We start from the raw sequence: 16,882 nt of genomic DNA, 5'->3' as shown, positions 1-16,882 counted from the left end.
AGTAGTCACTCACTCCCTTTGGGAGGGGCGGGTTGAGCGTCCTACTCATTCTTCCTATAACTCAAAATAGCCCAAGTGTCGAAGAACAGGGCAAAGACTGAAAGACCAAGTAGTTGGGGAAGAATGCTTTGGAAATCGCCCCCACGTACGAAGACCGTGCGAATGCCTTCGATGAAATAGGAAACGGGGTTGACGAAAGTGGTCAGATAGGCCCACCGGGGCATAGAGCGTACGGGCGTGAACAGGCCACTCATGAGCATCAACACCACCAAGAAAAACCACAAGACGAACATGGCTTGCTGCATGGTTTGGTTGTAATTGGAGATAACTAAGCCGAAACCACTGAAGCAAAAGGCCAAAAGCAGTGCCAAAAGATAGACCCATCCAAGGCTTCCCACACATGTAATGCCATACACAAGCCATGCAAGCACGAAGCAAATCGTCATCACTATCAATCCAAGAAACCAATAAGGAATGAGTTTAGCCATGATAAACGAGAACTTACCCACAGGTGTTACGTTGATGGCCTCAATGGTTCCGGTCTCCTTTTCGGCCACGATATTCAGTGCAGGTAGGGCACCACAAACCATCATCAACAAGATTCCCATAAGCGCAGGCACCATGAACAGTTTACTGTCAAGGTGCTTGTTGTAGAGATACAAGGTGGAAACGCGGTCGGTCAACGTAGAAAACAGGGCGTCAGCCGATACATGCTCGGTCACGATACGGTTCATATAAGCGGCCCCCATAGCCCCTTTCGTCCCGTTGACTGCATTCACGGCCACGAGAATTTGAGGCTGTTTGCCTTGCATTCTGTCGCGTTCAAAATGATCAGGAAGCTCGACAATGACATCTGCTTCAGACTGTTCGATGTCGTTCAAAGCGTCACTATACGATGCTTTCTCACCCTTGAAAACGAAGTAATGACTTGCTTCAATGCGATGAACCAATTGCTGTGAAAGTGTAGAACGGTCGTTATCGACAACCACAATCGCGATATTCTTCACCTCCATATTCATCACCCAAGGCATCACACACATGATGAAAACGGGGTAAATCAGCACCAACACCTTGAGAAAAGGATTGCGCTTCATCTGCAACAACTCCTTATATATAAGATAACGTAAGCGCATTTTATTCCAATCTTTTGTTAAACTTCAACAGAGCCGTCGTCAAGAAGACTACCGTCATGGCTGAAAGTATGATAACTTCTTGCGCAATATGACGGAAACCTACACCCATAATGAGTAGCTTGCGCATGGCGGAAATGAAATAACGAGGGGGCATCAAAGCCGAAACCCACTGTAAAACAGAAGGCATGCTCTCGATGGGGAACATCATACCACTTAGCAAACTGGTCGGCATAAGCAGCATGATTGCTGATGCTAAAAGGGCAACCATCTGCGTCTTTGCTACCGTACTGATGAGCAAACCCAACGATAATCCCAAGAGAATATAAATGGCTGAGACCAATAAAATGAGCCAAAGACTGCCGGCAATCGGCACATTCAACACATAACGCGACATGAGAAGGATACTCAACAGCACAGCAAATGCTAATACAAGATAGGGCACTGCTTTCGACAAAATGATAAGTAATGGGCGCACAGGAGACACCAACAAGACTTCCATTGTACCTCGTTCTTTCTCACGAACAATGCTGATACTCGTCATCATTGCACAGATTAACATGAGCAACATGCCCATGATTCCGGGCACAAAGTTGTAGGAACTCTTCATTTGGGGATTGTAAAGCATTTTTGAGGAGACACTATTTGGTACTTCAATCCGCATGACATTCATCAGCTGAGTACCCATGATTTGCGAGGCATAATTGCTGTATTGCTGTGCCATATTGGGGTCGGCACCATCTATAATAAGCTGCACTCCGCCATGTTTAGTGGCAAAATCGGGACTGAAAACCACGGCCATATCGGCCTTTTGATTGCGAATGAGACGTTCTGCTTCAGCGGGTGTGTGAACCCAAACCGTCACATTGAAGTATTCAGATTGGTCGAGTGCCTCGACAATACGTTGCGTCTGATGATCGAGTTGTGAGGCAACAACCACCGTACGCACATTGCGCACATCGGTAGAAATGGCGAAACCGAAGAGCAACATCTGCACGACAGGCATGCCAAAGAGTATCAACATCGTACGCACATCACGTGTGATATGCTTAGTTTCCTTGATGATAAATGACCAAAACTCTTTCATGTCTAATCACTTTGTCGGGTAGATTGGCGTGCTAAAAGCGTGAACACACTGTTCATATCGGGCTGATTGAAGCGTGTTTTCAATTCATTGGGTGTGCCGATTGCACTGATTTTACCATCTACCATGATGGAGATACGGTCGCAATACTCGGCTTCATCCATATAATGCGTGGTTACAAAAACCGTTATACCTCGTTGAGCTGCCTCGTAAATCAGCTCCCAAAACTGTCGCCGAGTGGCTGGATCTACACCACCAGTTGGCTCATCCAAGAAGACAATATCGGGCTCGTGGAAGATGCTTACCGAGAAAGCAAGCTTCTGTTTCCAGCCTAAAGGGAGCGATGAAACAATGTCATTGGCGTGGTCGGTGAACTGCAAACGTTGTAGCATTCGGTTGAGTTTAGACTCTATCTCTGCCGATGCCATTCCGTAAATATGGCCGAACAGACGGATATTCTCTGCCACCGTGAGGTCTTCATAGAGCGAGAACTTTTGGCTCATATAGCCGATATGTCGCTTGATTTGCTCGTATTCCGTCGACACATCAAAGCCTGCTACAGTCGCATGTCCATCTGTGGGCTGACTAAGTCCTGTCAGAATGTGCATCGCCGTGGTCTTTCCTGCTCCATTGGCTCCCAAGAATCCGAAGATTTCTCCACGGTGAACACTGAACGAAATATCATCAACGGCATGGAAATCCCCAAAGGCTTTCACTAAATGCTGCACTTGAATAACATTTTCTTCGACCTTTTCCGATGTACTTTCTTCATGATGTTGAAGTGCGGGAGGATTGAAAACATCTTTGAACTTCTCTAATATCTCATCGGGACTCCCCACTCCTTTCAACCTTCCTTCATGGAGGAATGCAACACGATTACAGCGCTTCACCTCTTCTATATAGGGTGTTGCAGCAAGGATAGTGATACTTTGACGCAAAGTTTCAAGCATATCCCAAAACTCTTTACGGCTTACAGGATCTACACCTGTGGTAGGTTCGTCAAGAAAAAGGACGGAAGGACGATGCACTAAAGCGCAACATAGCGCCAGCTTTTGCTTCATTCCGCCCGACAAAGCGCCTGCCTTTCGTGTCTTAAACCGTTCGATCTGCGAGTAGATAGGGGCTATCAAGGCATATCCTTCTGCCACGGTTGTAGAGAAAAGTGTGGCAAAAAACTGCAGATTTTCTTCTACTGTGAGATCCTGATAAAGTGAGAACCGACCGGGCATATAGCCAACTCGCCGGCGAATAGCCTTCATTCCCGTCACCACATCAAAGCCATCAACAGTGGCACTTCCTTCATCCGCCAACAGCAAAGTGGTCAGAATGCGGAACAGTGTAGTCTTCCCTGCCCCGTCAGGTCCGATGAGTCCGAAGATTTCTCCACGATTTACATCGAATGAAACGTCTTGTAAAGCCTGCACTTCATAGCGTTTGGACAGGTGACTAACGGAAATTGACTTCTCCATACATACCGATTTTAATCTTCCCGTCATTCTTTACGGCTACCTTCATGGCATAAACCAAGTCGGCACGCTCATCATCCGTGAGAATTGTCTTGGGCGTAAACTCACTCTTGGAGGCTATCCATGCGATTATACCCGGATAGCTTCGCTTCTCATTGCCATAGTCTGCAAAGACCGTTACTCGCTGTCCTAAACGCACTTGTTGCAATTGTCGGCTCGTGATATAGGCACGCAAGAAGAGCCGTTCTGTGTCGGCCACCTTGAAAAGCGGTTTTCCTATAACAGCGAACTCACCGGGTTCAGCATACTTCTCCAATACAAAGCCACTGATAGGTGAGGCAATATGGCACTTACGCAGCTGGTCTACGACTTGCAATTTCTCTACATCTGCCGTCCCCATTTGGGCTGTCAAGCTACGCGTAGAGGTTCCCAATGTCGCACTTTGTGCCGCTAATTGGCGCTGCAACACAAGCAGTTGGCTACGCGAATCGTCTAATATCTTGCGATTAGCTGCCCCATCTTTCACGAGTTGGGTATAGCGGTCGACCTCTTGTTGTGCCTTGGCAACCTGCTGACGTAAGGCTGCAATCTGTGTAGCAGTATTCGGTTTCTGTGCCTGATAGACCATTCTGACGGCACCGATTTGTCGGGCTTTCAAGTAGAGCGGAACGGTATCGATGCACCCAACCTCTACTCCTGCCATGACTTTTCCGCCTTCCTGCACGTCAAAGCGCAACAATTTACCTGTCTGTTCGGCCGAAACGGTCACCTCGGTAGCCTCAAATGTGCCCGTTGCGTCGAATGTGTTATCTTTATCGCCACATGCCACCAAGAGCAAGGCTACAAACAAAATGTTCTTTTTCATAACAGATTGTATTTTATGATTATTGATTGATGTTCGTTCGGAGGGCATAAAATGCCTCTATTAACCGGATTTCATGCGTTGAACGCTGCTGGCGTGCCTTTGAAACCGCATTGATATCGCGCAGCATCTCATTGACGCTCTCCGTTCCCAGACGTACTTTCTTCTCGCTTTTGTCGCGGATTTGCTCACGAAGTCTGACGATTTCGTTATCGTGGACAAGCTGTTTCTTCAGCATGGCGATGTTGCCTTCGGTACTTTCCACCTCTAAACTGTTATTGAAAAGAAAGGTGGCACGCTCGGATTCCACCTGCTGTCGATCTACATCAAGCCTGCGAAGGTCGTTCTTCCGCGTGTAGAGTGCGCCGATATTCCAACTGAATGTGATACCACCGGCCAGCATTCCGTTCTTCATCAAATCGGTTACTTTTGTGTGATATGCGCCCATTCCAAAAGCTTTCAGCGTGGGCATGAGACGTGAATCGAGTTGTTTGCGTTGCGCATTCAATAGCCCTTCACGCGCTTGATAATAGGAAAGCTCTGGCCGAAGCACCTCCCTTGACGACGTTTCCAAGGCAGTGGGCATCTCCAACCGGGTGTCATTACCTAACGATTGACCAACGAACAGCCCCAACATCTTCAGATATGAAAGTCTTGAAGCCAGCTGCGTGTCGAGCAACTGTAAGGAATTCTCCTGCTCAACTGCCACGACATCGACATCACTTTGGTTGGCAACACCCGCTTTCAGCATAGCTTCTACGGTCTTACGGCTTAGAGTTAAGTCCTCTTGCAACAAGCGTGTGTGCTTGATTTGCGCATCCAATAGCAAGATACCGAAGTAGAGTTGTTCCACCCGGCGGTTCAAATCATAGAGCGAAACGGCTAACTGTCGATGTTGAACTTCGGCCTGTGCCCGCACCATCTGGCGCTGTGTACGGGTCTGACCACCGTCATAGAGGTTCTGATTGAGCATCACCATGCCCGAAGCCATCGTATTCTTGGTGTCTATTCCCAGCTGTTTCATCGGCCCGCTTACGTCCAACAAATCTGTAAATGCAATGCCGCTGACCGACACAGCAACTTGAGGAAGCCACGACTTCGCAGCATTCTCAAGCGTAAAATCACGTGTGAGTTCGATTAAACGATACTGACTCACGACGGGATAATTGGCTTCAGCCCGCTGTTTACAAGCCTCCAACGTGAGCGATTGTGCCCACAACTGCAAGGGCAGAACGCAACAGCATATCAATAATTTCTTTTTCATTGTTCTGTCATTTAGTTGCTGCAAAGATAGGACAAAACACATCATGATGTGTTATCCTTTTATAGTGAATAATGTTCTTTTCGTAAGATTCGAGGCAAAAAAGTGCTCTAAAAAGCAAAAATCATTATCTTTGCATCATATTTCAACCCAAAAAGAGATGCAAGACAAGCCCGTTTCACTCACTTTCGACCGCTTCAAGGCACTCGTCGAAGCCTACAAAAGCAACACACCCAGCAATATTGTCATCACAAAAGACTTCTCTGTGGTCACCGATTTGAGGTATGTTCTCCAAGCAGTACTACAAGTTGGCTCGATATTTCAGCTGCAAGACTATCGCTGCGGCCTGATACGTTCGGGCAAAGCTACGGTTCGTTTCAATCTTCTTGATAAGGAATTGACTGCCGGAACCCTTGTTTTTCTCACACCGGGTACGATAGTTCAACCCCTCAAAGCATCAAAAGACTTCAACTTAACGGGCATAGCTTGCTCGCCGGATTTCCTGCATTTAGCTTTAAACAACGACTTTCCTGCGACATTCAATAGGCCGATGACCGACGCACAGAAGCTACTTTCGTCCACCGAAAGCAGCTTTATTCAGCGTCTTTTCGGACTTCTCCATGAAACGGTTTCGCAACCGGAACATAGCCAACAAGTCATTAAAAGCATCATTCGCACGATTATCTATCAATATGATTTTCATTTTTCGGTTGTCAAAGAGACTACTACGGAACATTCCAACAATCGAAATATCTTCGAACGCTTCATTTATTTGGTGAACAATCACTGCAAACAAGAGCATCAAATGGCTTTCTATGCCGAGAAAATGTGCCTTACCGACCGCTATCTCGGTACGGTTGTGAAAGCCGTAAGCGGGCAGACGGGCAAGGAATGGATAGACCGTGCGCTGATTACCTCGGCCAAAGTGATGCTCAAACACAGTGACCGCACCGTCATACAAATAGCAGATGAGCTCAATTTTCCTACCGTTAGCTTCTTCTGTAAATACTTCAAAAGGCTCACAAACCTTACGCCCAATCAATTCAGACAAACTGTACCGTGAAAAAACTTTAGCCGAATTTCGGGCTTATTCAATAGAAAAATCGTATTTTTGTCGCTAAAGAACTATTCATTATGACAGAAGATAAACTGAGAAAGATGCGCGAACTGGTTGATACACTCAACGAAGCGGCTGATGCATACTATAACGGACAAGGCGAACGCATGTCGGATTATGAGTGGGATGCCATGTTCGACCAACTGAAACAACTGGAAATCGAGACCGGACAGCAGCTGCCTGACTCGCCAACCAACCGTGTGTCGGAAGACAATATCACGGGACAAAAGGAGGAACATGAGTTCCCTGCGCTCTCATTGGCCAAGACCAAGCAACCCGAAGAGCTGGTGAAATGGGCGGAAGGTCGCCCAATTTGGCTCAGTTGGAAGCTGGACGGACTGACCCTTGTCGTCACATTTGATAACGGGAAACTGACGAAAGTGGTGACAAGGGGCAATGGACACGTGGGCACAAACATTACACATCTGGCCCCAGCCATAGCGGGAATACCGCGCGAAATCAAGGCGGTGGGCCACGTAGTTGTGCGTGGTGAGTGCGTCATCAGCTATGAAGACTTTGAACAATTCAACATGGAAAGCGACGAAGAATACGCAAATCCGCGCAATTTGGCATCGGGTTCGCTCACCTTGAAAGACGTGGACGAAGTGCGACAGCGCCATCTTCGGTGGATTCCCTTTACGTTAGTCTATACCGAAGAGGCCGTCGACTCATGGGGAGCACGCATGGATTGGCTCGAAATGAACGGCATGAAGGCTGTGGAGCGTGAGCAAATCGCACAGCCAACGCTACAGAACATTGAGCGGGTGATAGCCCGATGGACGGAGAAAGTGACTGATAAAGAAAATCCATATCCTGTAGATGGGCTCGTTATCACCTATGACGACACGGCCTTTGCACAGACGGGAAGCGTCACAGGTCATCATGCCACGCGTGCAGGTTACGCTTTTAAGTGGCAGGACGAGCATGCCGACACGACGTTAGATCACATCGAATGGAGCTGTGCGGCCAGCACCATCTCGCCCGTGGCAGTCTTTTCGCCTGTCGAACTGGAGGGGACGACTGTGAAACGCGCCTCACTCTGCAACATCAGCGAGTGCGAACGGCTCGGCATCGGCAGCCGAGGAACACGACTGCGTGTCATCAAAGCCAACAAAATCATACCGAAAGTAATCCGCGTCGACGAGAAAATCGGCGAATTGGAGATACCGGATTGCTGTCCTGTTTGCGGTGCACTGACACGCATTTCCATCAGTCCTGCCAGCGCAACCAAGACGCTTCATTGCACCAACGCCAAGTGTCCGGCCAAGCAACTGCGTAAGTTCGCCCGCTTCGTGAGCAAGGAAGGCGTCAATATCGACGGCATTTCAGAACAGACAGTGGCCAAGTTCATCAACTTAGGTTGGGTGAAAGAATATGCCGACTTGTACAGATTGAAAGACCATGCCATGGAGATTGCAGCGATGGAAGGCTTCGGCGAGAAGAGTGCGCGCAATCTATTGCGTTCTATTGAGAAGGCCCGCGATGTGGAAGCACGGCGTTTTCTCTATGCTTTGAGCATTCCATTGTGCGGTCAAGACGTGTGCAAACGCTTGTTGGGTGCCTATCCTCTGCGCGAAATCATCGACATTGCCAGCGGTAAAAGTGACAAAATAGTGCCCGGAGGTGATACTCCTTTCGCACTCATTGCGGGCATCGGACTGGAAAAGAGTAACCGCATTGTGGAATGGTTTCATGACGAAGAGAACCTGATGATGGTTGAAAAGCTGCTCGGGCAGGTGCGCGTGAGCCAAGAAAGTAATGAGCCAAGCGGCGAGAAGTGCAAAGGATTGACTTTCGTTGTGACCGGCGACGTGACGCGATATAAGAACCGCAACGAGCTGAAAGCCTATATCGAGGGCCAAGGGGGCAAGGTGACGGGCAGCGTAAGCAAGTCGACCAACTACCTTATCAACAACGATGTGGCCTCCGTAAGCACCAAAAACCAAAAGGCACGGCAGTTGGGTATTCCCGTTATCTCCGAGTCGGAATTCATCGAACGCTTTGGAAGCGAATAGCAAGTATGCCCCATCTGGCTTGCCCAATCGCAGAAAAAGCATTACTTTTGCAGGCATGAGAATAGACATTATAAGCGTCCTCCCGGAGATGATTGAGGGATTTGTAGGCGAATCCATATTGGCACGGGCACAGAAAAAAGGCTTGGTAGAAATCAAACTTCACAATCTTCGCGACTACTCACGCGACAAATGGCGTCGCGTTGATGACTATCCTTACGGCGGAAGCGCGGGCATGGTGATGCAGTGCGAGCCGATTGACCGCTGTATCTCGGCCCTGAAAGCCGAGCACGACTATGATGAAGTAATCTATACCAGCCCCGATGGCGAGCCATTCAACCAGCACATAGCCAACGATCTCTCGCTGAAAGGCAATCTGATTATCCTTTGTGGCCACTATAAAGGCATCGACCAACGCGTGCGCGACCACTTGATTACACGCGAAATCAGTATCGGGGACTACGTACTCACGGGCGGAGAACTGGCAGCTGCAGTGATGACAGATGCCATCGTTCGCCTTATTCCCGGCACAATCAGCGACGAACAGAGTGCACTAAGCGACTGTTTCCAAGACGATATGCTGGCTGCACCCATCTATACGCGCCCTGCCGACTACAAGGGCTGGAAAGTTCCCGACATTCTGCTAAGCGGAAACGAGGCAAAAGTGCGCCAATGGGAGTTCGAACAAGCCATAGAACGTACCAAACGACTGCGTCCCGACCTGCTGAAATAGCAGACTTACAGAAGCCTAACAGCCATTTTTCCACCACATCACGCTTTATAAAACACATCAATACGGCCATAATGGCGATGTAGGGACGCACGGCCCGTGCGTCCGCCTCATCGGAATGGAAACATAAACACAGGGTTATTTGAGCGGACGCACAAGCTGTGTGTCCCTACATTATTTGAACTGATATTCAACGACTTACACCTTGCATTTTAATTCTACCCATTTTACCACACAATCTCAGCCATATTGCACGCTAAAATGGCTGAGATTGCGCGGTAAAATAGGTGAAGTCAGAAGACAAGATGGCTGAAAAGAAAAGCCGGACATCACTGCCCGGCCTGTTTATATCCAAAATGATGAACCTTCATTTAGAAGTTCTCAGCTGCAACTTGGAAGAAACTCTTCGGATGGTTGCAGACCGGACAAACCTCAGGGGCTGATTTTCCGATATGAATGTGGCCACAATTGCGGCATTGCCAAATGCGGTCGCCGTCTTTGGAGAACACAATGCCCTCTTCAATGTTCTGCAACAGTTTGCGATAACGCTCTTCGTGACGCTTCTCAATGGCCCCAACGCCACGGAATTTAACAGCAAGTTCAGGGAAACCGTCCTCGATTGCCTGCTTAGCCATGGCGTCATACATGTCGGTCCACTCGTAGTTTTCGCCCGCAGCTGCGTCGGCAAGGTTTGTAGTTGTCGTGGGAATGTCTCCCTCGTGCAAGAACTTGAACCACAGTTTTGCATGCTCTTTCTCGTTAAGAGCAGTCTCTGTGAAGAGCTCTGCAATCTGCTCATAGCCGTCTTTCTTGGCCTTTGAGGCATAATAAAGATACTTGGTATGCGCCTGACTCTCGCCTGCAAAGGCCGTCATTAAGTTCTGTTCAGTCTTCGTTCCCTTCAATGCTTTGGGGTCGAATGCCTTAAACTTTTCAGCTTTGGCATGACATACGGGGCACGATTCGGGTGCTTCCGTTCCCTCATGAATGTACCCACAAACGGTACAGATGAATTTCTTTTTCATAATGTTCTTGTATTAATGTTTTTGTTTTTGTTGATGCAAAGTTAGTTCTTTCTTTTCAGATTTGCAAAAGATGGAACCTATATTCCGATAGAAGAAATCTATAATATCCATTCTGAACCTTTATCCATCGGCGTCCGAGGCTTTTTGAGAAACAAAAAAATGAGGATTATTTGATATTCCATGGCTTCTTCTGCCCGAAAACATCAAAAAAAGCGTATCTTTGCAATAAAATCTTATACCACAGGAGGAATTATGACCCTGCAACAATTGGAATATATCATGGCCGTTTACCGCCACAAGCACTTTGCCAAGGCGGCCGAGGCCTGCAATGTGACCCAACCTACGCTCAGTTCGATGATACAAAAGCTCGAGGAAGAGCTGGGCGTAAAGATCTTCGACCGTAAACGCCAACCTGTTCTACCCACACCTATCGGGCAAAACGTCATCGACCAAGGATGGGAAATCCTGCAACATGCCAAGCAACTCAAGGAGTCTGTGGAAGAAGAAAAGCATTCCTTGCGCGGCACTTTCCATGTAGGTATTCTGCCAACGATAGCACCTTATCTCATACCGCGCTTCTTCCCGCAACTCATGCAACGCCATCCTGAGTTGGATATCCGTATCCGTGAGATGCAAACCCACGAAATAAAGCAAGCGCTTCTGCATGGAGATATCGACGTAGGTATACTGGCTAAGCTCGACGGAATGGACGACTTTGAGACCTCACATTTGTTTTTCGAGCAGTTCTTCGGCTATGTAGCGAAAGGTGACCCCCTATATATAAATAAGGTGATACACACAAGCGACCTGAAAGGAGAATATCTTTGGATGCTCGATGAAGGCCATTGTTTCAGAGACCAATTGGTGAAATTCTGTCAACTTCAAGGGGCCAAGCAGAGTCAGAAGGCTTATTCATTGGGCAGTATCGAGACCTTCATGCGTATGGTTGAAAGCGGAAAGGGCATGACCTTCATTCCTGAACTGGCCATTTTCCAGTTGGCCGACAGCCAGAAAGAGCTTGTCAGGCCGTTTGCCATACCTATCCCGACGCGTGATATCGTGGTCATCAATAACAAAGATTTCGTGCGTGCGACCGTTCGCCGACTGCTTATCGAAGAGATTCAAAAGGCCGTTCCCGTTGATATGCTAAAGCTGAAACAGGTTCAACAGCGCGTATAATAGCCCCGGAAATAAGAAATCTTCATGTAAATAGCCGTCAGTTTTCACTGTCGGCTATATTTTTCCTCATTAATGAGGAAAATTTTCTCCTAATTTGACAACTATTTAAGTATTATTTACTATATTTGCAGCATAAACAAATGAACAATCTATGAAGCGACCAACCTATACAAAGCTGAAAAACGCATGGAAATCATTTGTCGATAGGCTTTCTTTTCGACAAAAGGTAACGATAACAACGCTTTGCGGGGTTGCTTTCGGATTGGTGATTCTATTCATGTATCTGCTCCGTATGCATACATATATCGTGGGAGATGACCCGGCTGCCTGCATCAACTGCCACATTATGTCACCCTATTATGCCACATGGTCGCACTCATCTCACGGTCGTGATGTTACTTGTAATGATTGTCATGTGCCCAATAATAATATAGTTTCGCATTACTTCTTCAAAGGCAAGGACGGAATGAAGCATGTTGCTTACTTTGTTACCCACAGCGAGCGGCAGGCTATTGAGGCTGAAGATGCATCGGCAGAAGTAATCATGGACAATTGCATTCGTTGCCACAAGCAACTCAATCAAGAGTTCGTCAAAACCGGACGCATTGACTACATGATGGCCAAGCGCGGCGAAGGGAAAGTCTGTTGGGACTGTCACCGCGACGTGCCTCACATGGGAATGAACTCGCTTTCTTCCACTCCGGGAGCCGAATTTGTAGAGCCGATGCCACCTGACCCCGTTCCGGCATGGCTGCAAAAGGCCTTGGGACACACGCCTTATGAAGGTTCAAAATAGGGAATATAACGGTCTAATCGTATCATCTCACCTCATCTAACGAAATAAATAATCAAACTTAATAGCTATGGCAAAACAACTAAAGAAATGGCAAGGCTGGCTACTCTTCGGAGGAGCCATGGTTGTTGTGTTCATTCTGGGCCTCATCTGCTCTTCACTCTTGGAAAGAAGAGCCGAAGTTGCCAGTATATTCAACAATCGCCGCACGCCAATGACAGACTCTATCGTAGCCCAAAACGAGAAATTCGCAGCGGATTTTCCACGTGAATACCAATCATGGGCCATGACGGAAGATACCACTTTCGAGAGCAAATACAATGGCTCACAGGAGAAAAGCATTCTGGAGAGATTTCCCGAAATCGTTGTTATATGGGACGGTTATGCTTTCTCAAGGGACTACAACACCCCACGCGGGCACCGTCATTGCATTGAAGACCTGCGCAAGATACTGCGTACAGGCTCTCCGGGCGTTGATGGTCAGAAGGATCTTCAGCCCGGAACGTGCTGGACCTGTAAGGGGCCTGACGTTCCTCGACTGATGCGCGAGAAAGGAACTAATGCTTTCTATGCAGCAAAATGGAGTGATTGGGGCGGTGAAGTGATGAACTCCGTGGGCTGTTCCGACTGCCATGATGCCCGAACGATGGATCTTCGGCCAGCCCGACCAGCTTTGTATGAGGCATGGGCACGCGTAGGCAAGGATGTCAAGAAGGCCGGACATCAAGAAATGAGAAGCTTGGTCTGTGCACAATGCCACACCGAATACTACTTTGAAAAAGAGAATGGTAACTATCTGCATTTTCCACAAGAGAAAGGACTCACATGTGAGGCGGCCGAAGAATACTATGACAGTATCGGTTTCTACGACTATATCCACCCGCTCTCTCATGCTAAGATTTTGAAGGCCCAACACCCGGGTTACGAAATGTTCAAACAGGGAATCCATGGCCAACGCGGCCTTTCTTGTGCTGATTGCCACATGCCTTATATTTCTGAAGGTGGCGTTAAATATACCGATCATCATATCATGAGTCCGTTAGCTCATATCAACCGCACTTGTCAAACTTGCCATCGACAAGACGCAGAGACCCTTCGCCAGAACGTATATGAGCGTCAGCAGAAAGTCTATGACTTTGCCGTTAAGGTCAACAAAGAATTGGCTAACGCGCACATCTATGCCAAGTTTGCATGGGACAAGGGTGCTACAGAGGCTGAAATGAAGCAATGCTTGAGTGACATTCGCAAGAGTCAGTGGCGTTGGGACTATGCGTTGGCAAGCCATGGAGCAGCTTTCCATGCGCCACAAGAGGTGATGCGGCTCCTGGCCAATTCAATGATGTATGCCAAAGATGCCCAATTGCAGGCTACACGTGTCGCTGCAAAGCATGGCTTCACAGGCCAGATACCTCTCCCCGACATCTCAACTCGCGAGAAAGCAGCTAAATATGTAGGGCTTGACATGAAGACTCTGCATGCGCAGAAGCAGGATTTCCTTAACACTGTCGTTCCGAAATGGATTGAAACGGCACGCAAGAACAAACGTTTTATCACACAACCCATGTAAGGACAACAACAGAAATAACTCCAAAGGGGCATTGAAGATATTTGCTTCGATGCCTCTTTTATGATGAAAAATTATGTAGAAAAAACCTTGGACCATGAAAGAAGGGACGGCCATTGTCATCGGATTGACTTTGGTTGGTCTGCTTCTTCAACTCACGATAGGGCCGTTAGACTGGGCTTTATTCCTTTGGCCGGCTAATGGAATAACGCTCATCGTCCTTATCATTGCCCTTCTTCTCTTTTATCTTCTTCGCAAACGTGTCTACTTCTTCAGTTTCATGGCAACGATGCAGGCAGCCATTCCGTCTATCATCGCTGCGGCATTGCTGACACTCATTATGGGGCTGACCCGGCAAGTTGCTTCAGACAAGCCTGCAGGAGACCTCATAGGACTGAGCAAGATGCTGAATTTCTGGCCGTTCATCCTTGTTTATTTCTGGATGACAATGATTATAGGAGAAGTCACCATCAAGCAGATAGCCCACTTTGCATGGCGCAGACTACCCGTCAGCACAAGTCATTTAGGACTTTTCATCGCCCTTACGTGTGCAACATTAGGCAATGCCGACATGCAGAGACTCAAGATGTATTGTGAGAAAGGGCAGCCCGAATGGCGAGGACTTGATGCCTACAACAACGTACATGAACTACCTGTTGCCATTCAACTCAACCGCTTCACGATTGATGAATACCCACCCAAGCTCATGGTGATTGACAAAACAGGGAAACCGATGCCCTATAACAAACCCGAAGTGCTGCTCATCGACGACTCGTTTAAGCAAGGAATAATAGCAGGGTGGACCATACAGATTGATAAAAAGATAGAAGATGCCGTCCCGACTGACCTTGCCAATATGATAAAGAACATGCCCATGCAGATGCGAGGCATGGTTCGCATGGACTCACTTGGCATGGCCATCAAGAAAGGAGGCTATATCAAGAGCCATCAAACAGGTGCAGCCTGCGCCCTTTCCGTCACAGCAAGAAAAGCGGGAGCCGTAAAAAAGGGTTGGATAACCTGTGGAAGTTATCTATTCCCGTTAGAGACCTTGAAGCTCGACAATGGCAAATCGCTTGTCATGGCAAGCCGCGAACCGAAGCGTTATGCCTCGAATGTGAATATCTATACCCAAGACGGAAAGAACATATTGACCGAGATTGAGGTCAACAAGCCCTACGCTGTTAACGGTTGGAAGATTTATCAGCTCAGCTACAACGAGCAGATGGGCAAATGGAGCAACGTCAGCGTGTTTGAGTTGGTGAGCGACCCATGGCTCAACGTCGTCTATGTAGGCATCTATCTATTATTAATCGGCGCAGTAGGAATGTTCTTCACTGCCGGCAAGAGAAAGGAAAACTAAACCATGACTTGGAGTTATTTTATCATCTTTGCGATTATATCGGTTATCTGTTGGGCTGTCGGAGCCACCGCTGCTTGGAAAGAAAAGAAGGCCATGGCCTATGCACTGACGGGCATCGGACTAACCGTTTTCTTTGCATACATATTATTCATGTGGATAAGTCTGGAGCGTCCGCCACTCCGCACAATGGGCGAAACACGGCTGTGGTATAGCTTTTTCCTACCATTGGCAGGTCTCATTGTCTACAGTCGCTGGCATTATAAATGGATACTCTCGTTCAGCACACTGTTGGCCACCGTCTTTGTGTGCATCAACCTCTTCAAACCCGAAATCCATTCCAAGACCTTAATGCCCGCACTGCAGAGTCCTTGGTTCGCGCCCCACGTCATTGTCTACATGATGTCCTATGCCCTGCTCGGGGCAGCCATGGTAATGGCCATTTATCTGCTGTTCATCAAGAAGAGCGATGCCACCGAAGAGGAACTTGATATCACCGACAATCTCGTTTACGTCGGTATGGCTTTCGTCACGCTCGGCATGCTCATGGGTGCACTGTGGGCCAAGGAGGCTTGGGGACACTACTGGGCTTGGGACCCGAAAGAGACTTGGGCCGCCATCACATGGCTTTCTTATCTGGCCTATATTCACTATCGCCGCTATAAACCCACCCATCCTAAGCCCGCTCTCGCCATGCTCATCGCGTGTTTCTGCCTGTTGCAAATGTGCTGGTGGGGCATCAACTATCTGCCTTCGGCACAAGGTGTGAGCGTGCATACGTACAGTATGGAGTGAGAAACGCAAGCACTGATGTAGAGACGCACGGCTCGTACGCTCGCCCAATGCCATGAGCAAGTGAACGAGTTGGCAGTTAACAAACTATTGGAGCGGACGCACGAGCCGTGCGTCCCTACATGCCTCGCAGCTTAAGAACGGAGACCCTATAAGGAAGACCCTACCTTTCATATAAGGAACACTCGACCTTTCATATAAGGAAGACCTTACCTTTCCTTATATGAAAGGTGGAGGACTACCAATAGTAATCCTCTTGTACTTCCGATAGTAGTCCAATCGCACTACTGATAGTAATCCTTTTGTACTTCCAATAGAAGTCCTATCGTACCTCCATTGGAAGTCCTTTTGGACCTCCAATAGGAGTCCTGTCGTATAGATAGTATCTGTCCTCTCCTATAGATACTATCTATCCTCTTGTATACATAGTATCTATCCTCTTGTATAGATACTATCTATCCAACCCTATACATACTATCTATCCTAAAGGACACTAAGTATAAGTCC

14 protein-coding genes and 1 pseudogene are annotated in these 16,882 nt (G+C 47.8%); 9 read left to right on the top strand and 6 right to left on the bottom strand.

Translation table 11 applies throughout. The features are described from left to right. Positions 1–41: 41 nt before the first annotated feature. From HMPREF9944_RS09855 to HMPREF9944_RS09835, 5 genes are read right to left on the bottom strand one after another with little or no spacing between them, the layout of a single operon-like run. Positions 42–1,133: an ABC transporter permease gene (locus HMPREF9944_RS09855; protein WP_008566089.1), complete on the bottom strand. Its 1,092-nt coding sequence runs from the start codon at positions 1,131–1,133 to the stop codon at positions 42–44. A 1-nt stretch (position 1,134) separates the two neighbouring features. Next, positions 1,135–2,217: an ABC transporter permease gene (locus HMPREF9944_RS09850; protein ID WP_008566088.1), complete on the bottom strand. Its 1,083-nt coding sequence runs from the start codon at positions 2,215–2,217 to the stop codon at positions 1,135–1,137. A gap of 2 nt (positions 2,218–2,219) precedes the next feature. Beyond that, the gene (locus HMPREF9944_RS09845; RefSeq protein ID WP_008566086.1) at positions 2,220–3,683 is read right to left on the bottom strand and encodes an ATP-binding cassette domain-containing protein; all 1,464 of its coding nucleotides are present in this window, start codon (positions 3,681–3,683) and stop codon (positions 2,220–2,222) included. Further along, complete coding sequence (locus HMPREF9944_RS09840; protein WP_008566085.1) at positions 3,661–4,545, bottom strand: HlyD family secretion protein; 885 nt, start codon at positions 4,543–4,545, stop codon at positions 3,661–3,663. The genes HMPREF9944_RS09845 and HMPREF9944_RS09840 overlap by 23 nt, the downstream gene beginning before the upstream one ends. A 19-nt stretch (positions 4,546–4,564) precedes the next feature. Further along, positions 4,565–5,806, bottom strand: coding sequence for a TolC family protein (locus HMPREF9944_RS09835; protein WP_044113625.1), 1,242 nt, complete (start codon positions 5,804–5,806; stop codon positions 4,565–4,567). A 157-nt stretch (positions 5,807–5,963) separates the two neighbouring features. Between HMPREF9944_RS09835 and HMPREF9944_RS09830 the strand changes: the two genes are divergently transcribed. The 3 genes from HMPREF9944_RS09830 to trmD all read left to right on the top strand — a co-directional run bounded on the left by HMPREF9944_RS09830 (position 5,964) and on the right by trmD (position 9,665). Next, entirely contained in the window at positions 5,964–6,866 is a 903-nt protein-coding gene (locus tag HMPREF9944_RS09830) for a helix-turn-helix domain-containing protein (protein WP_008566082.1), read from the top strand. Between the two features lie 71 nt (positions 6,867–6,937). Then, positions 6,938–8,935 (top strand): NAD-dependent DNA ligase LigA, encoded by a 1,998-nt coding sequence (ligA, locus tag HMPREF9944_RS09825; protein WP_008566081.1) that lies wholly within the window; start codon positions 6,938–6,940, stop codon positions 8,933–8,935. 55 nt (positions 8,936–8,990) lie between these two features. Continuing rightward, positions 8,991–9,665 (top strand): tRNA (guanosine(37)-N1)-methyltransferase TrmD, encoded by a 675-nt coding sequence (trmD, locus tag HMPREF9944_RS09820; protein ID WP_008566080.1) that lies wholly within the window; start codon positions 8,991–8,993, stop codon positions 9,663–9,665. A gap of 368 nt (positions 9,666–10,033) precedes the next feature. Here the strand turns inward: trmD and rbr are convergent, their stop codons facing one another. Further along, positions 10,034–10,687 carry a rubrerythrin gene (gene rbr, locus HMPREF9944_RS09815; protein WP_008566079.1) on the bottom strand — a complete coding sequence of 218 codons (654 nt, stop codon included), beginning with the start codon at positions 10,685–10,687 and terminating at the stop codon, positions 10,034–10,036. A gap of 252 nt (positions 10,688–10,939) precedes the next feature. Here rbr and HMPREF9944_RS09810 point away from each other — a divergent pair, with 252 nt between their 5' ends. The 6 genes and pseudogenes from HMPREF9944_RS09810 to HMPREF9944_RS13530 all read left to right on the top strand — a co-directional run. Further along, complete coding sequence (locus HMPREF9944_RS09810) at positions 10,940–11,866, top strand: hydrogen peroxide-inducible genes activator (protein WP_008566078.1); 927 nt, start codon at positions 10,940–10,942, stop codon at positions 11,864–11,866. A 151-nt stretch (positions 11,867–12,017) separates the two neighbouring features. Further along, complete coding sequence (gene nrfH / locus HMPREF9944_RS09805) at positions 12,018–12,662, top strand: cytochrome c nitrite reductase small subunit (RefSeq protein ID WP_008566077.1); 645 nt, start codon at positions 12,018–12,020, stop codon at positions 12,660–12,662. Positions 12,663–12,729: 67 nt separating this feature from the next. Then, positions 12,730–14,226, top strand: a complete 1,497-nt coding sequence (gene nrfA, locus HMPREF9944_RS09800; protein ID WP_008566076.1) for an ammonia-forming cytochrome c nitrite reductase — start codon at positions 12,730–12,732, stop codon at positions 14,224–14,226. Positions 14,227–14,320: 94 nt separating this feature from the next. Next, entirely contained in the window at positions 14,321–15,586 is a 1,266-nt protein-coding gene (locus HMPREF9944_RS09795; RefSeq protein WP_008566075.1) for a cytochrome c biogenesis protein ResB, read from the top strand. A 3-nt stretch (positions 15,587–15,589) separates the two neighbouring features. After that, complete coding sequence (gene ccsA / locus HMPREF9944_RS09790) at positions 15,590–16,378, top strand: cytochrome c biogenesis protein CcsA (protein WP_008566073.1); 789 nt, start codon at positions 15,590–15,592, stop codon at positions 16,376–16,378. A gap of 257 nt (positions 16,379–16,635) precedes the next feature. Beyond that, a pseudogene (locus tag HMPREF9944_RS13530) lies at positions 16,636–16,692 on the top strand (sortase B protein-sorting domain-containing protein); the annotation flags it as partial. Positions 16,693–16,882: the final 190 nt, after the last annotated feature.

Origin of the sequence: Segatella maculosa OT 289, from assembly GCF_000243015.1 — a bacterium.
Classification (GTDB): domain Bacteria; phylum Bacteroidota; class Bacteroidia; order Bacteroidales; family Bacteroidaceae; genus Prevotella; species Prevotella maculosa.
Note: the sequence above shows the minus strand (reverse complement) of the source record. Positions and strands in the feature narration are given on the sequence as shown.

What these genes read in the sequence shown, in the direction of transcription:
- ccsA (WP_008566073.1), top strand. Translation starts at nt 15,590, where the DNA reads ATGACTTGGAGTTATTTTATCATCTTTGCGATTATATCGGTTATCTGT.
- trmD (WP_008566080.1), top strand. Translation starts at nt 8,991, where the DNA reads ATGAGAATAGACATTATAAGCGTCCTCCCGGAGATGATTGAGGGATTT.
- HMPREF9944_RS09835 (WP_044113625.1), bottom strand. Translation starts at nt 5,806, where the DNA reads ATGAAAAAGAAATTATTGATATGCTGTTGCGTTCTGCCCTTGCAGTTG.
- rbr (WP_008566079.1), bottom strand. Translation starts at nt 10,687, where the DNA reads ATGAAAAAGAAATTCATCTGTACCGTTTGTGGGTACATTCATGAGGGA.
- nrfA (WP_008566076.1), top strand. Translation starts at nt 12,730, where the DNA reads ATGGCAAAACAACTAAAGAAATGGCAAGGCTGGCTACTCTTCGGAGGA.
- nrfH (WP_008566077.1), top strand. Translation starts at nt 12,018, where the DNA reads ATGAAGCGACCAACCTATACAAAGCTGAAAAACGCATGGAAATCATTT.
- HMPREF9944_RS09830 (WP_008566082.1), top strand. Translation starts at nt 5,964, where the DNA reads ATGCAAGACAAGCCCGTTTCACTCACTTTCGACCGCTTCAAGGCACTC.
- ligA (WP_008566081.1), top strand. Translation starts at nt 6,938, where the DNA reads ATGACAGAAGATAAACTGAGAAAGATGCGCGAACTGGTTGATACACTC.
- HMPREF9944_RS09850 (WP_008566088.1), bottom strand. Translation starts at nt 2,217, where the DNA reads ATGAAAGAGTTTTGGTCATTTATCATCAAGGAAACTAAGCATATCACA.
- HMPREF9944_RS09840 (WP_008566085.1), bottom strand. Translation starts at nt 4,545, where the DNA reads ATGAAAAAGAACATTTTGTTTGTAGCCTTGCTCTTGGTGGCATGTGGC.
- HMPREF9944_RS09855 (WP_008566089.1), bottom strand. Translation starts at nt 1,133, where the DNA reads ATGCGCTTACGTTATCTTATATATAAGGAGTTGTTGCAGATGAAGCGC.
- HMPREF9944_RS09795 (WP_008566075.1), top strand. Translation starts at nt 14,321, where the DNA reads ATGAAAGAAGGGACGGCCATTGTCATCGGATTGACTTTGGTTGGTCTG.
- HMPREF9944_RS09810 (WP_008566078.1), top strand. Translation starts at nt 10,940, where the DNA reads ATGACCCTGCAACAATTGGAATATATCATGGCCGTTTACCGCCACAAG.
- HMPREF9944_RS09845 (WP_008566086.1), bottom strand. Translation starts at nt 3,683, where the DNA reads ATGGAGAAGTCAATTTCCGTTAGTCACCTGTCCAAACGCTATGAAGTG.